At 67.4% G+C, this 12791-nt stretch carries 15 protein-coding genes; 4 read left to right on the forward strand and 11 right to left on the reverse strand.

Annotated features, from left to right (window positions below):
• Nucleotides 1–22 precede the first annotated feature (22 nt).
• Nucleotides 23–394 (reverse strand): ArsC family reductase, encoded by a 372-nt coding sequence (locus AC3WLD_RS01415; protein ID WP_492555113.1) that lies wholly within the window; start codon nt 392–394, stop codon nt 23–25.
• On the reverse strand, nt 391–702 hold the full coding sequence (locus tag AC3WLD_RS01420) for an antibiotic biosynthesis monooxygenase family protein (protein ID WP_492555114.1): 312 nt from the start codon (nt 700–702) through the stop codon (nt 391–393). The genes AC3WLD_RS01415 and AC3WLD_RS01420 overlap by 4 nt, the downstream gene beginning before the upstream one ends.
• 187 nt (nt 703–889) lie before the next feature.
• Between AC3WLD_RS01420 and aroC the strand changes: the two genes are divergently transcribed.
• Together aroC and AC3WLD_RS01430 are read left to right on the forward strand one after the other, a co-directional pair.
• Nucleotides 890–1957: a chorismate synthase gene (gene aroC, locus AC3WLD_RS01425; protein WP_492555115.1), complete on the forward strand. Its 1068-nt coding sequence runs from the start codon at nt 890–892 to the stop codon at nt 1955–1957.
• Nucleotides 1958–2144: 187 nt separating this feature from the next.
• Complete coding sequence (locus tag AC3WLD_RS01430; protein WP_492555116.1) at nt 2145–3446, forward strand: dicarboxylate/amino acid:cation symporter; 1302 nt, start codon at nt 2145–2147, stop codon at nt 3444–3446.
• A 10-nt stretch (nt 3447–3456) separates the two neighbouring features.
• Here the strand turns inward: AC3WLD_RS01430 and AC3WLD_RS01435 are convergent, their stop codons facing one another.
• From AC3WLD_RS01435 to dapB, 4 genes are all read right to left on the reverse strand, one after another.
• Entirely contained in the window at nt 3457–3858 is a 402-nt protein-coding gene (locus AC3WLD_RS01435) for a hypothetical protein (RefSeq protein ID WP_492555117.1), read from the reverse strand.
• On the reverse strand, nt 3855–4580 hold the full coding sequence (gene nth / locus AC3WLD_RS01440; protein ID WP_492555118.1) for an endonuclease III: 726 nt from the start codon (nt 4578–4580) through the stop codon (nt 3855–3857). The genes AC3WLD_RS01435 and nth overlap by 4 nt, the downstream gene beginning before the upstream one ends.
• A complete protein-coding gene (locus AC3WLD_RS01445; RefSeq protein WP_492555119.1) occupies nt 4577–5767 on the reverse strand; it encodes a M48 family metalloprotease in 1191 nt (396 codons plus the stop codon). Before AC3WLD_RS01445 ends, nth begins: the two co-directional genes overlap by 4 nt.
• Before the next feature lie 110 nt (nt 5768–5877).
• Entirely contained in the window at nt 5878–6624 is a 747-nt protein-coding gene (dapB, locus tag AC3WLD_RS01450; RefSeq protein ID WP_492555120.1) for a 4-hydroxy-tetrahydrodipicolinate reductase, read from the reverse strand.
• Nucleotides 6625–6728: 104 nt separating this feature from the next.
• Here dapB and AC3WLD_RS01455 point away from each other — a divergent pair, with 104 nt between their 5' ends.
• Both AC3WLD_RS01455 and AC3WLD_RS01460 read left to right on the forward strand, forming a co-directional pair.
• On the forward strand, nt 6729–7427 hold the full coding sequence (locus AC3WLD_RS01455) for an NAD-dependent deacylase (RefSeq protein WP_492555121.1): 699 nt from the start codon (nt 6729–6731) through the stop codon (nt 7425–7427).
• Nucleotides 7424–7762: a GFA family protein gene (locus tag AC3WLD_RS01460; protein ID WP_492555122.1), complete on the forward strand. Its 339-nt coding sequence runs from the start codon at nt 7424–7426 to the stop codon at nt 7760–7762. Before AC3WLD_RS01455 ends, AC3WLD_RS01460 begins: the two co-directional genes overlap by 4 nt.
• On the opposite strand, the gene AC3WLD_RS01465 is transcribed toward AC3WLD_RS01460, so the two are convergent.
• The 5 genes from AC3WLD_RS01465 to AC3WLD_RS01485 all read right to left on the reverse strand — a co-directional run bounded on the left by AC3WLD_RS01465 (nt 7759) and on the right by AC3WLD_RS01485 (nt 12757).
• Nucleotides 7759–8526 (reverse strand): HesA/MoeB/ThiF family protein, encoded by a 768-nt coding sequence (locus AC3WLD_RS01465; protein WP_492555123.1) that lies wholly within the window; start codon nt 8524–8526, stop codon nt 7759–7761. The genes AC3WLD_RS01460 and AC3WLD_RS01465 overlap by 4 nt on opposite strands.
• Nucleotides 8523–8915: a DUF983 domain-containing protein gene (locus tag AC3WLD_RS01470; RefSeq protein WP_492555124.1), complete on the reverse strand. Its 393-nt coding sequence runs from the start codon at nt 8913–8915 to the stop codon at nt 8523–8525. Before AC3WLD_RS01470 ends, AC3WLD_RS01465 begins: the two co-directional genes overlap by 4 nt.
• A 41-nt stretch (nt 8916–8956) precedes the next feature.
• Nucleotides 8957–10348 (reverse strand): chromosomal replication initiator protein DnaA, encoded by a 1392-nt coding sequence (dnaA, locus tag AC3WLD_RS01475; protein ID WP_492555125.1) that lies wholly within the window; start codon nt 10346–10348, stop codon nt 8957–8959.
• Nucleotides 10349–10964: 616 nt separating this feature from the next.
• On the reverse strand, nt 10965–11225 hold the full coding sequence (gene rpsT, locus AC3WLD_RS01480; RefSeq protein WP_492555126.1) for a 30S ribosomal protein S20: 261 nt from the start codon (nt 11223–11225) through the stop codon (nt 10965–10967).
• 152 nt (nt 11226–11377) lie between these two features.
• Nucleotides 11378–12757: a cytochrome P450 gene (locus AC3WLD_RS01485; protein ID WP_492555127.1), complete on the reverse strand. Its 1380-nt coding sequence runs from the start codon at nt 12755–12757 to the stop codon at nt 11378–11380.
• Nucleotides 12758–12791: the final 34 nt, after the last annotated feature.

The raw sequence follows: 12791 nt of genomic DNA on the forward strand, positions 1-12791 counted from the left end.
CGCGGGTGCGCGATAGCGCCGGTCAGGTCAACTCACCCGAAAGCGCGGTAGACCAGCGCTGTTCGTCGAAACCGACGAGCAGGCCGCGGCCATCCTCATTGCCATACTCCGCGATCGGCCGCTTGATCATCGACGGCTGGGCCAGCATCAGCGCGATGGCCTTGTCGGCATCAAGGTCCAGCTTGTCGGCCTCCGGCAGCTTGCGGAACGTGGTGCCGGCGCGGTTGAGCACCTTCTCCCAGCCCGCCTCGTCGATCCAGCGGCGCAGGTGCGCCTCGTCGGCGCCCGACTTCTTGTAGTCGTAAAAGGTGTAGTCGAGCCGCAATGCGTCCAACCAGTTGCGCGCCTTCTTGACCGTGTCGCAGTTGGGGATGCCGTAGAGGGTGATGCTCATTGCGTGTCGTCCGGGAAATGGTGGATGCGGGTCGGGGTCCCTGCGAACAGGGTGTAGCTTTCGTAATAGGCCTCGCGCCCTTTCGCCTGAACCGCGGCGTGGGCGGCGACGCGCCGCCAGCCGAGCGCGGCGTCCTCGCTGTCCCATTCGGAGATCGCGACGACTTCACCGTCCTCGGCCGTGTAGCTCTTGAACGCGCGGAACCCGGGCTGGGTCCAGGCAAGCGCTTCCATCGCCTCGGCATCGGCGGCGTAGGCGGCGGCGTCGATGTCGGCGCGCTTGCGGTTGCGGAAGACGACGAGGAACATCGGACACCCTATAGCGCTGCGTGAACCTCGGGCCCACCCCCGACCCCTCCCGCCTGCGGGAGGGGAGCAATTACGCACTATCTCGCCAGGTCGCGCACCCGGTCCCCCTCCCGCAGGCGGGAGGGGTTAGGGGTGGGCAAGGCGCAATTGTAGACTTTTCCGCGCCAATCCGACAAAGCGCACCCCCATGAGCCTGAACAGCTTCGGACACGTCTTCCGCTTCACCACCTGGGGGGAAAGTCACGGCCCCGCGATCGGCGCGGTGGTCGACGGGTGCCCGCCGGGCCTGATGCTGTCGGAAGCGGAGATCCAGCCGTTCCTCGACGCGCGCCGCCCCGGCCAGTCGCGCTTCACTACCCAGCGGCAGGAGCCCGACCAGGTCCGCATCCTCTCGGGCGTGTTCGAGGGCCGGACCACCGGCACGCCGATCAGCCTGATGATCGAGAACGTCGACCAACGCTCCAAGGACTATGGCGACGTCGCCAAGGCTTATCGCCCGGGCCACGCCGACTACGCCTATGACGCCAAGTACGGCTTTCGCGACTATCGCGGCGGCGGGCGGTCCTCGGCGCGCGAAACGGCCAGCCGGGTCGCGGCGGGCGCGGTGGCGCGGCTGGTGATCCCGGAGGTGTCGATCCTCGGCTACGTCAGCGCGATCGGCGGCGATGGAATCGATCCTGCGAATTTCGACGCCGCGGAGATCGCCCGCAACCCGTTCTTCTGCCCGGATGCGGCGGCCGCGGCCCGGTGGGAGAAGCTCGTCGACGACGCCCGCAAGGCCGGCTCCTCGCTGGGGGCCGTCGTCGAATGCGCGGCGACCGGCGTCCCCGCCGGCTGGGGCGCGCCGCTCTATGCCAAGCTCGATGCCGAGCTCGCCCACGCCATGATGGGGATCAATGCGGTCAAGGGCGTCGAGATCGGCGACGGGTTCGCCGCCGCCGCGAACACCGGGGAGTGCAATGCCGACCCGATGCGCCCCGGCGATAACGGTCCGGTCTTCACCGAAAACCACGCCGGCGGGATCGCCGGGGGCATCTCGACCGGGCAGCCGGTGGTGGTCCGCGTCGCGTTCAAGCCGACCAGCTCGATCCTCACCCCGATGCCGACCATCGACCGCGATGGCAACGCGGCCGAGCTGTTCACCAAGGGCCGCCACGACCCCTGCGTCGGCATTCGCGGGGTGCCGGTGGTCGAGGCGATGATGGCGCTGGTGCTCGCCGACCAGAAGCTGCTGCACAAGGCGCAATGCGGGTAGGCATTCGACCCCATTTCCGTCTGTGCTGAGCTTGTCGAAGCACCGCACTTCTTGGAATGGCGGGCAAGGAAAAAGGACAGTCCTTCGACAAGCTCAGGACGGGCGGCTTTGATTGGCGGGTGGCATTGCCCGATCCCTCCGGGCCGTTTAGTCTCCCCTGCAACAAAGTTTCGCTTGGGAGCAATACGTGGCGCGGCGCCTGACCCTTTACATCCTTGTCGGCATGGTCCTGGGCCTCGTCGTCGGTTACTTCCTCAACGTCTCGACCAGCCTCGATATCCCCCGCACGGCGGATTACCTGAAGCTGCTGCCCGACGTGTTCCTCAAGCTGATCAAGATGATCATCGCCCCGCTGGTGTTTGCGACGATCGTCACGGGCATCGCCGGAATGGGCGATTCGACCGTGCTCGGGCGGATCGGCGGCAAGGCTCTGGCGTGGTTCGTCACCGCCAGCCTGCTCTCGCTCAGTCTCGGCCTGGTACTGGTCAACCTGTTCAAGCCCGGTGTCGGCCTAGAACTGCACGACGCGGCCAAGGTCGGCGAGCTGGCCACCGGGGAGTTCACGTTCCGCCACTTCGTGCTCGAGATCTTCCCGACCAGCGCGTTCGACGCGATGGCGCAGAATCATATCCTCCAAATCCTGGTGTTCTCGCTGTTCGTCGGCGTCGCCCTCTCCGCGATCGGAGAGAAGGGCGCGGTGCTGGTGCGCGGGTGCGAGGCGCTGACCGAGGTCATGCTCCAGATCACCGACTACGTGATGCGCTTTGCCCCCTTTGCCGTTTTCGGAGCCATCGCCTCGGTCGTCGCGACCAAGGGGCTGGGGATCGTCGTCACCTATGGCGTGCTGATCGGCGAGTTCTATTTCGGGCTGTTCCTGCTGTGGGTCCTGCTGATCGGGATCGGCGCAGTGTTCCTGCGCGGGCGGATCGTCACGCTGGTCCGCTACATCCGCGAGCCACTGCTGCTGGCGTTCTCGACCGCGAGCTCGGAAGCTGCGCTGCCCAAGCTGTTCGAGCAGCTTGACCGATTCGGCGTGCCGCGGCGCGTTTCCGGCTTCATCCTGCCGCTGGGCTACAGCTTCAACCTCGACGGCTCGATGATGTACATGAGCTTTGCCGCAATCTTCATCGCGCAGGCGTACGGCATCGACCTGTCGCTTGGCACGCAGATGCTGATGCTGCTGACGCTGATGGTGACGAGCAAGGGCATCGCCGGCGTACCGCGCGCGAGCCTCGTCGTGATCGCGGCGACGCTCAGCCAGTTCGGCCTGCCGGTGGAGGGAATCGCGCTGATCCTCGGGATCGACCAGTTCCTCGACATGGGCCGCTCAGCCACCAACGTCGTCGGCAACGCGGTGGCGACCTCGGTCATCACCAAGTGGGAAGGCATGCTCGAAAAGCCCGAACCCGATGCCATCGAGCCGCCCCACATGCCGAGCCATACCCCGGCCGGCGGCAAGCAGGGGCTGGATCTCGACCCGACGGTCTAGGCGGTGTGCGTTACCTGGCCGGTTCGACCGGCACGAACTGGCCGAGGCCGCACGAACCGCGGCTGTCGATCCCGCCGCCGGTGTTAGCAATCACCGTGATGATGTCGGTGCTGCACAGCTGACTGAGCGAGGTCGAATAGGAAAACGCCTTTTCGAAGCCGAGGCTGTTGCAGCGGTGCGGCAGGGTGTTGCGATACCACTTGTTACCGCCGGTGCGGAAATCGATCGTCCAGTCGTCGCGGACGCGGCTTTCCTGGATCGATGCGATCGGGATGCAACTCTCGGCCGCGCCGAGCACCCTGGCTGCGGGAACATCCTCGGCATGGCCATTGCGGCCTGTGCCTTCCTGCATGCTGCAGCCGCTGGCGAGAAGGAGCGCGCTGGCTCCGGCGGCGATCCTGGCTTTGTTCATGCCAACCTCTCCTTGGCCGGGCGTCTGGAGGCAATCGCTGCCTTCGCTTTCGCCGCGGCCTTCTTCGCAACCGACTCGGGACTGCCCGGTTCCGGGGTCTTGTCCTTGTAGCGGCAAATGTCGGCGACGGCACAGCGCCAGCATTCGGGCGTGCGCGCCTTGCAGACGTAGCGGCCATGGAGGATCAGCCAGTGGTGCGCGCCGACCCGGAAGGGTTCGGGGACCTTTTTCTCGAGCTGCTTCTCCACCGCCAGCGGGGTCTTGCCCTTCGCCAGGCCGGTGCGGTTCCCGACGCGGAAGATGTGCGTGTCGACCGCGAAGGTTTCTGCCCCGAACGCGCAGTTCATCACCACGTTGGCGGTCTTGCGGCCGACGCCGGGGAGCTGCGTGAGCACGTCGCGGTCCGCCGGAACCTCGCCGCCATAGTCGCGCACGAGAATGTCGGACAAGGCGATGACGTTCTTCGCCTTCGAGTTGAACAGCCCGATGGTCTTGATGTGGTCCTTCAGCCCCTCCTCGCCCAGCGCGACCATTTGCACCGGGGTCTGCACATCGCGGAACAGTGCCCGCGTTGCCTTGTTCACGCCCACGTCGGTCGACTGGGCGGAAAGCACCACTGCGACCAGCAGCTGGTAGGTGTTGCCGAATTCCAGTTCGGTCTGCGGGTCCGGGTTGGCCTCGGCGAGGCGGCGGAAGAACTCGAAGATTTCGGCGCGGGTCATGGCGCGGTGGTGGACTGCGCCTCTCCGGCTGGCAAGTGCGCGGCCTTCCACTCCATCGCCATGCGTATCCGCCGTTCGAGCGAAGGATGGTCGTAGAACAGCATTTCCTCGAACGGCGACGGGCGCGGATAGCGGTACTCGGCGGTCTTCAGCAGCGCGCTGGCCAGTGCGTCGGGATCGTTGGTGGCGGCCAGCGCATAGCGGTCGGCCGCGGTTTCGCTCCGTCGGGTGATGGTGTTGGGGATCGGCGAGAGCACCATCGTCAGCACCTGGACGAGCGCGGCAAACACCGCGATGCTGGCGGGGTGGCCCAGCGGCACGGAGGTCCCGAACCACCGGGCAATGCGTGGGTACACCTGGTCGATGATGGCCAGCGCCAGCATCGCGACCAGAGGCAGCACCAGGACCAGCCGCCAGATATGGCCCAGCACGTAATGCCCCGCCTCGTGCGCGATCAGGACGCGAATTTCCGGAATGGTCGCGCGCTTCAGCGCCACGTCCGAAATCGCGATCCGCGCCGAAGATCCGAGCCCGGATACGTTGGCGCTGAACGTCTGGCTCTGGCGCGAGCCGTCGTACTGGAAAATCCGGTCGTGCGGGATCCCGGTGCGGTCGGCGATCCGCTCAAGCTCGACCCGGGCCGGCCCCGGCGGGACGGGCTGGTAGCGGTTGAACATCGCCTGGATCAGCGTGGGCCCGAGCAGGAGCATGACGAGGATGCTGAGCGCGGTGAGCCCGCCCGCCGGCACCCACCAGCGCCGGGGTGCGCGGCGGATCACCCCGAACAGGATCGCGATCACGACACCGCCGATCACCGCTTCGGCGATGCTGCTCAGCTCGGCTTGGCCGAGAAAGTCGGTGAGCGGCTGGCTCGACAGGCCATAGCGGCGCTCGTGCCACCAGTCGGCAAAGACGATCCACGGCAGGCGGATGAGGTCGACAAGGACGAAGAACACCGCCGCGACCCCGAAGGTCGCCAGCCACAGCGGGCGGCGCGACCAGCGCTCCGCCAGCCGGTCGAGCAGCCCCCAGCGGGCGATGGCCCACGCCGCGGCGACCCAGATTGCGGCACCGATGACCAGCAACAGGTTCGAACTGCGGGTATAGGCCTCGGCACGGTCGAGCGCCAAGGGTCCGAGACTGTCGACTAACCGCGCGGTTGCCCCCGCGGGATCGAAACGCTGCATTGGCCCCTCACTGTTCGGGGCTTGATACAACGGGAATGCCCGGGTTCAACAGTTTCGCTCGGATTCCGAGGTAACCGCCGGGTATTGTGCTTCGCCGTGAGGCAGGGCGGCTAACCCGGGCTGCCTTCCGAGAAGCCGAGGACCTGCGCCATCTTGTACCGCCCGGCCGGCTTGCCCAGCAGCCACTGGCAGGCGCGGACCGCCCCGCGCGCGAAGATCATCCGGCTTTCGGCGTGGTGGGAGAGCGCGATCCGTTCGTTGTCGGCGAGGAAATGGACCGTATGGTCCCCGGCAACCGTGCCGCCGCGAAGCGAGGCGAAGCCGATGGCCCCGATCCCCCGCTTGCCGGTAATTCCGTCGCGGCCGCGCTCCGAATTGTCGGTGAGCGCGATTCCCCGCCCTTTCGCTGCCGCCTCGCCCAGCAGCAGCGCGGTGCCGGACGGCGCATCGACCTTCATCCGGTGGTGCGTCTCGGCGATCTCGATGTCCCAATCCTCGCCCAGCCGGGCGGCGGCTTCCTGCACGAGGTGTGCGAGCATGTTGACGCCGAGCGAGGTGTTGCCGGTCTGGAGCACCGCGGTCCGCAGCGCCGCGTCGTCGCAAAGGAAATGATGGCGCTCTTCCAACCCGGTCGTGCCGACGAGGATCGGAATGCCGGCCTCGGCCGCCGCGTCGAGGTTGGCTTCGAGCGCGTGCGGGCTGGAGAAATCGACGAGAACGTCGCTGGCACGAGCGAGCGTGAGAGGATCACCGCCCTTGTCGATACCGCCGGACAACGTCTCGCCTGCCGCCGCGATCGCCTCTGCCAGCGCGTGGCCCATGCGGCCCTCGCTCCCGATGATCCCAATCCTGGCCACAGATAATCTCCGTTCGCCCTGAGCTTGTCGAAGGGCCGCCCTTCCCTTGCTGCGCCGCTTGAACCAAAAGCGGTCCTTCGACAAGCTCAGGACGGACGGGCAAAGTGAGTTCACTCCGCAACATCGTGATCCTGACAGGCGCCGGCATCTCGGCCGAATCGGGGATCGACACCTTCCGCAGCGCCGGTGGGCTGTGGGAGCAGCACAAGGTCGAGGACGTGGCGACGCCCGAGGCATTCGCGCGCGATCCCGACCTCGTCCTGCGCTTCTACGACATGCGCCGCGAGGCGATCCAGACCAAGGCCCCGAACGAGGCGCACTACGCGCTCGCGAAGCTCGACCGCGAATGGGACGGCGAACTGCTGATCGTCACCCAGAACGTCGACGACCTCCACGAGCGCGCCGGGGCTGCCCGCGTGCTTCACATGCACGGCGAGCACCTCAACGCGTGGTGCACGACCTGCGACGAGCGTAGCCGCTGGACCGCGCCGCTGATCCACCGCCCGGCCTGCCCGGTGTGCAGCGCGCGCACGCTGCGCCCCGACGTCGTGTGGTTCGGCGAGATGCCCTACCGGATGGACGAGATTTTCGCCGCGCTGCGCCGGGCCGACCTGTTCGTCTCGATCGGCACCTCGGGCGCGGTCTATCCGGCGGCGGGCTTCGTCCGCAACGCGCGGGACCTCGGCGCGCGGACGCTCGAACTCAATCTCGAGGAAAGCCAGGGCTCGCGCTGGTTCCACGAGAGCCGGCTGGGCCCGGCGACGCAGGTCGTGCCGCAATGGGTCGAGGAAGTGCTGCGATGAGCGCGCACCACGGCAGCTGCCACTGCGGCCACGTTCGCCTCGTGCTCGATGACACGCCGGTCGAGGCGGCCGAGTGCAACTGCTCGATCTGCCGGCGCATCGCCGGACTTTGGCATTACACCGATCCGGCGCTGTTCTCCGCCGCGGGGGCCGAGGTCGCGTACCGGCAAGGCGATGGCGCGCTCGACACCTGGCATTGCCCGGTCTGTGCCTGCACCACGCACTGGACGGCGGTGGACCCGGCCTACGCGAAGGTCGGCGTGAACCTGCGGATGTTCGAGCCGGCGCTGTGGCGAGACCTGCCCCGCCGCTTCATCGACGGCGCGAGCTTCTAGGCCCAACTGCCCCGGCATTCGGCGTCTTTCGCGATCCGCATCGTGCGCATTTCGGGCTTCAGCCCGTCGAACAGGTGAAGCTTGCCCCACTGCGGGTCGCCGAGCGTGGATACGCCCGCCAGCAGGACGCGGATCGCGTGCATCGCGGCGAAACTGCCGACCATCCCGACCATCGCGCCGAGCACCCCATCGGCGGCGCAGGTGTCGCAATCCTCGGCATCGAACGCGTCGCCGACGAAGCAGCGATAGCAGCTCTCGCCCGGAAGATGCCCGGCGAAGTTGGCGACCTGCCCCTGGAACCGCCCGAGCGCGGCGCTGGTCAGCGGCACGCCTAGCGCCACGCAGGCGTCGGACACCGCTAGCCGCGTGGCGAAGTTGTCGCAGCCATCGAGCACAAGGTCGGCGCCGGCGAGCAGTTCGCCTGCATTGTCCGCCCCGATCCGCGTGACGTGCGCGTCGACCGCAATGACCGGGTCGAAGCGCCCGAGCCATTCTGCCGCGACTTGCGCCTTGCTCCGGCCCACGTCCGCATTCGTGAACAGCGTCTGGCGCTGGAGGTTGGAGAGATCGACCGTATCGTCGTCGATCAGGGTCAGCCGCCCGACGCCCGCGCCGGCAAGGTACTGCAGCGCCGGGTTGCCGATTCCGCCCATCCCGACCAGCACGACATGGCTTTCGGCGAGCCGCGCCTGTCCGGCGCCGCCGACTTCGGGCAGGACGATGTGGCGGGCGAAGCGCCCGACGCGGTCTGCGGGCAGGCTCATTCCGCCCCGGCCCGCCGTTCCTTGCGGAAGCCGTGGAGCCCGTGCCACCACTGCGCCGCGATGATCGCGCCCTTGGCCGGACGCAGCAGGCCGAGCATCAGCACCGAGGCGAGCACCAGCACGATCGCCATCAGCACCGGGGTCGAGAGGTCGAACTCGGTGACCAGCGCGATGATGATCGGGGCCATCAGGTGACCGGTCACGAGAATCGAGACGTAGGCGGGAAAGTCGTCGGCGCGCTGGTGGCTCCAGTCCTGCGCGCAGGCCGGGCAGTGCGCCACCGGCTTCAGCCATCCCGCGAACAGCGGTCCGCCACCGCAGCGCGGGCATTTGCCGGCAAGACCGCGCAAGGCGGCCTGCCAGAACGTGGCGGGAAGATCGGGAGCCATTGCCGAAGCGCCTAGCGCAACGCGTCCGGCAAGGGAACCGCTCAGCTCTCCAGCTGGCGCAGCAGGGTGCGGACGTCGCCGTCCATGTCGGCGTCGCGAGTGCGCAGTTCCTCGATCAGGCGGACCGCGTGGATCACCGTGGAGTGGTCGCGCCCGCCGAATTTGCGGCCGATCTCCGGGTAGGAGCGCGGGGTCAGCACCTTGGCGAGGTACATCGCCACCTGGCGCGGACGGACCACGGCGCGGGCACGGCGCTTGCTCGCCATCTCGGTGCGGTCGACCCGGTAGAACTGGCAGACCGTGCGCTGGATCTCGTCGATGGTGATGCGGCGTCGGTTGGCCGAGAGGATGTCGGTCAACTGCTCCTCGGCCAGCTGGAGCGACACCGGCTGGCCGGTGAGCTGCGCAAACGCGATCAGCTTGTTGAGGCCGCCGACCAGCTCGCGGACGTTGCGGTTGATGGTGCGAGCGAGGAACTCGATCACGTCGGCCGGCACGTGGCTGCTGGTGAAACGGGCGAGGCGGTGCTCGAGGATCTTGCGGCGCAGCTCAATGTCGGCCGGGGCGATATCGGCGACGAGGCCCATCGACAGGCGCGACAGCAGGCGCTGCTCGACCCCGTCCAATGCCTGCGGCGCGCGGTCGGCGGCGACGACGAGGCGCTTGCCCGCGCTCATCAGCGCGTCGATCGTGTGCAGGAACTCCTCCTGCGTGCTGGCCTTGCCGATGATGAACTGGATGTCATCGACCAGGAGCAGGTCGAACCCGCGCAGCCGTGCCTTGAACTCGATCATCTCGTTCGAGCGCATCGCCTGGACGAACTCGATCATGAACCGCTCGGCCGAGCAGTAGAAGATCCGCGCGCCCGGGCGGTTGGCGGCATAGGCGTGGCCGATCGCGTGGAGCAGGTGGGTCTTGCCCTGCCCGGTCGAGGCCTTGAGATAGAGCGGCGAGAACTGCGGGGTCTCGCTCGCCGCCATGCGCTGCGCGGCGTTGCAGGCGAGCACGTTGGCGGTGCCGGTGACGAACTCGGCGAAGGTCAGCGACGGGTCGAGCCCGCTGGTCATCGCGTCGGCAACGCCCTGCGCGGCCAGTGCGACCGAGCTGGTCTGCAGTCCCTGGACCTCGCTGCCGAGACGCAGCTCGGGCAGCGAGCGGCGGCGGGGGTGGACCGAGATGCGCACTTGCCGGACTTCGTTGCGGGCGATCTTCCACGCCAGCGACAGGCGGTCGGAAAACCGGTCGGCCACCCAGTTGGCGGAGAACTCGGTCGGCAGGTAGAGATCGAGCGTGCCGGTCTCCTTGCAGAACGAGCCAAGCTGGATCGGCTTGATCCACTGGGTGTGGAGCTGCTGGCCAAGATCCTTGCGCAAGCCCTGGCTGATGTCAGACCAGTCGGCAGCCAGATCGAGTGCTTCCTGGTCTTCGATCATCGCTTCGTCACGGCCTTTCCTGCCCTGGGCGGGAACGCCCGCACTCCTTGTCGCATCTTTCACGGCAAGACGCACCAAGGGCGCGCCGTCCAGTCCGATATCTGACACTTGCTACCGCCCCGCCCAATGTTGATGGCCCGCAAATCCGACCCCCGAATTCGCCGGGCACGACCGGACCGCCGCCGACGACCTGAAATCGTCAGCCGAGGTCCGGAAGAATGTCCCATGTGATGTCCCGACAGATGGAATCGCCGTGGACAGATGGGACTGTATTGGGGGTATGCCGCACCGCGCAAGTCCGGGACCTGCAAAAAAACTGAAATAAACATGCTTGACTCGGTCGAGGCCGCAGAAATCAATCAAGTTACTGTAAAATAACAATAAAGTTAAATCCGGTCCGAATCGGCATTCCCGAATCGTGGATTTTCCTAGCCTTCCCGCAACTGCTCACCGGCATGCTGCGCTGCACAGTGCCGGAAACGAAAATGGCCGGCGAAACACCCGCCGGCCACGTTCTGTCTTTGTGCCCGATGACTCGGCTTTTTCGCCATCGTGACCTGCTCATGACGAGGCCGGATCGAGGCGATTCGCCCGGCCTGAAGCCGGGCGGCGCGAATCAGAGGCCGGCGACCCGCTTGGTCAGCCGGGCAAACTTGCGCGAGGCGGTGTTCTTGTGGAGCACGCCGCGGGCCACGCCGCGCGACAGTTCCGGCTGGGCCGCCTTGAGCGCCTCAGCCGCCGCTTCCTTGTCGCCGCCGGCGATCGCCGCTTCGACCTTCTTGACGAAGGTGCGGATGCGACCCAAGCGGTTGCCGTTGATTTCGGCGCGCTTCTCGTTGCGGCGGATGCGCTTGCGGGCTTGCGGCGTATTGGCCATGTTCGTCCTTGTTCCTGACCCGGCGAGGGGCCGTTATGTCTTGCGTGTCTGGGCATGAAGGCGCCCCCGGCCAGACGGCCCGGATCGCCGGAAAGCGCGCCCCTTAGCCAGCCAGCCCCGAATCGTCAACCAGTTCCGGGCGGAGCGGGGCGTCAGAGTCGGCGCAGGGTGACCTGCAGCCCGTCGCGCGGCTTCGGGATCGGCCAGGGCTGCCACTGCGGCGCATAGCCGGGCTCGGCCGTGAGCTCGTAGCGGGTCAGCAGGTGCGCCATCAGGATTTTGACCTGCATGTAGGCGAAGTGGAGGCCGAGGCACATGTGCGCGCCGCCGCCGAACGGTACCCACGCGTACTTGTGCCGCTTCGCGACCTGGTCCGGCGTGAAGCGCAGGGGATCGAACCTGTTGGGCTCGGGCCAGACTTCGGGATCGAGATGGACCATCGAGGTACTGATTCCCACCGGCGTGCCCGCCGGGATATGATAGCCGCCGAACTCGAAGTCGCGGATCGCCCGGCGCGGCGTGCTCGGGACCGGCGGGACGAGCCGCAGCGCCTCCTTGAAGGCCATCTCGGTCAGCTCCATCCGGCCAAGGTCGTCGTAGGCGAGCGGGCGGCCTTCGCCGCCGGTCACGGCCAGTGCCTCGGCGCGGAGCTTGCCCTGCCATTCGGGCGACTTGACCAGCTCCCAGACCAGCGAGGTGGCCGAGCTGGTGATGGTGTCGTGCGCCGCCATCATCAGGAAGATCATGTGATCGACCACGACGTCCTCGGGCAGCAGCGAGCCGTCCTCGCGGGTGGCGAGCGCAAACTGGCTGAACATGTCCTGCCCGGGCCGCTCGCGCCGCTCACGCACCAGGGGCGTGAAGTATTCGACCATCAGCTTCCGCCCGGCGACGCCCTTGCCCATCTTGGTGAAGGGCAGCGGCCGGCGGACCACCCCGACCGAGGCCTGGACCATGTCGACGAAGGCCTGGTTGAGCCGGTCCGCCTCCGGCCCCAGCGGCAGGCCGAGGAACGAGGCTGCGGCGGTGTCGAGCGTGAGGCGCTTGATCTCGTCGTAGAAGCGGATGCGCCCACCGGGGCGGTCGCCCCACCTGGCGACGTCGGCGGCGATGCCGGCATTGAGGACGTCGGCATAGTGGCGCATCGGTTCGGGCTTGAACGCGACCGACAGCGCGCGACGATCGACCCGGTGTGCCTCGAAGTCCATCAGCATCAGGCCGCGCGGGAACAGCAGGTTGAGCATCGGCCCCCAGCCCTGTTCCGACGAGAACAGCTTCTGCCGGTCGAACAGCACCAGTTCGTTGGCGTCCGGCCCGACGAGGATCACATTGCGCCGCCCAAAGCTGCGACTGCGCGAGACGCGGCCGTGCTTGGCGAGCATCTCGCGCCCGTAACCCATCGGATCCGCCAGCACCTTCAGCGTGGTGCCGACGATCGGCCAGCCGTCTTCGCCCGGGATGTGGTCGAGCGCGTGCTCGTCCTTGAGCGTGGTCCAGTGCGGATTGCCGGCGTCTGTGGCGATGCTGGCCATGGTTCTCCCCGGGGTTGGCCTTGATTACTTACCG

It is taken from the genome of Novosphingobium sp. FW305-C-111, from assembly GCF_058783565.1.

What these genes read in the sequence shown, in the direction of transcription:
- AC3WLD_RS01415 (WP_492555113.1), bottom strand. Translation starts at nt 394, where the DNA reads ATGAGCATCACCCTCTACGGCATCCCCAACTGCGACACGGTCAAGAAG.
- AC3WLD_RS01420 (WP_492555114.1), bottom strand. Translation starts at nt 702, where the DNA reads ATGTTCCTCGTCGTCTTCCGCAACCGCAAGCGCGCCGACATCGACGCC.
- aroC (WP_492555115.1), top strand. Translation starts at nt 890, where the DNA reads ATGAGCCTGAACAGCTTCGGACACGTCTTCCGCTTCACCACCTGGGGG.
- AC3WLD_RS01435 (WP_492555117.1), bottom strand. Translation starts at nt 3,858, where the DNA reads ATGAACAAAGCCAGGATCGCCGCCGGAGCCAGCGCGCTCCTTCTCGCC.
- nth (WP_492555118.1), bottom strand. Translation starts at nt 4,580, where the DNA reads ATGACCCGCGCCGAAATCTTCGAGTTCTTCCGCCGCCTCGCCGAGGCC.
- AC3WLD_RS01445 (WP_492555119.1), bottom strand. Translation starts at nt 5,767, where the DNA reads ATGCAGCGTTTCGATCCCGCGGGGGCAACCGCGCGGTTAGTCGACAGT.
- AC3WLD_RS01460 (WP_492555122.1), top strand. Translation starts at nt 7,424, where the DNA reads ATGAGCGCGCACCACGGCAGCTGCCACTGCGGCCACGTTCGCCTCGTG.
- AC3WLD_RS01465 (WP_492555123.1), bottom strand. Translation starts at nt 8,526, where the DNA reads ATGAGCCTGCCCGCAGACCGCGTCGGGCGCTTCGCCCGCCACATCGTC.
- AC3WLD_RS01470 (WP_492555124.1), bottom strand. Translation starts at nt 8,915, where the DNA reads ATGGCTCCCGATCTTCCCGCCACGTTCTGGCAGGCCGCCTTGCGCGGT.
- dnaA (WP_492555125.1), bottom strand. Translation starts at nt 10,348, where the DNA reads ATGATCGAAGACCAGGAAGCACTCGATCTGGCTGCCGACTGGTCTGAC.
- rpsT (WP_492555126.1), bottom strand. Translation starts at nt 11,225, where the DNA reads ATGGCCAATACGCCGCAAGCCCGCAAGCGCATCCGCCGCAACGAGAAG.
- AC3WLD_RS01485 (WP_492555127.1), bottom strand. Translation starts at nt 12,757, where the DNA reads ATGGCCAGCATCGCCACAGACGCCGGCAATCCGCACTGGACCACGCTC.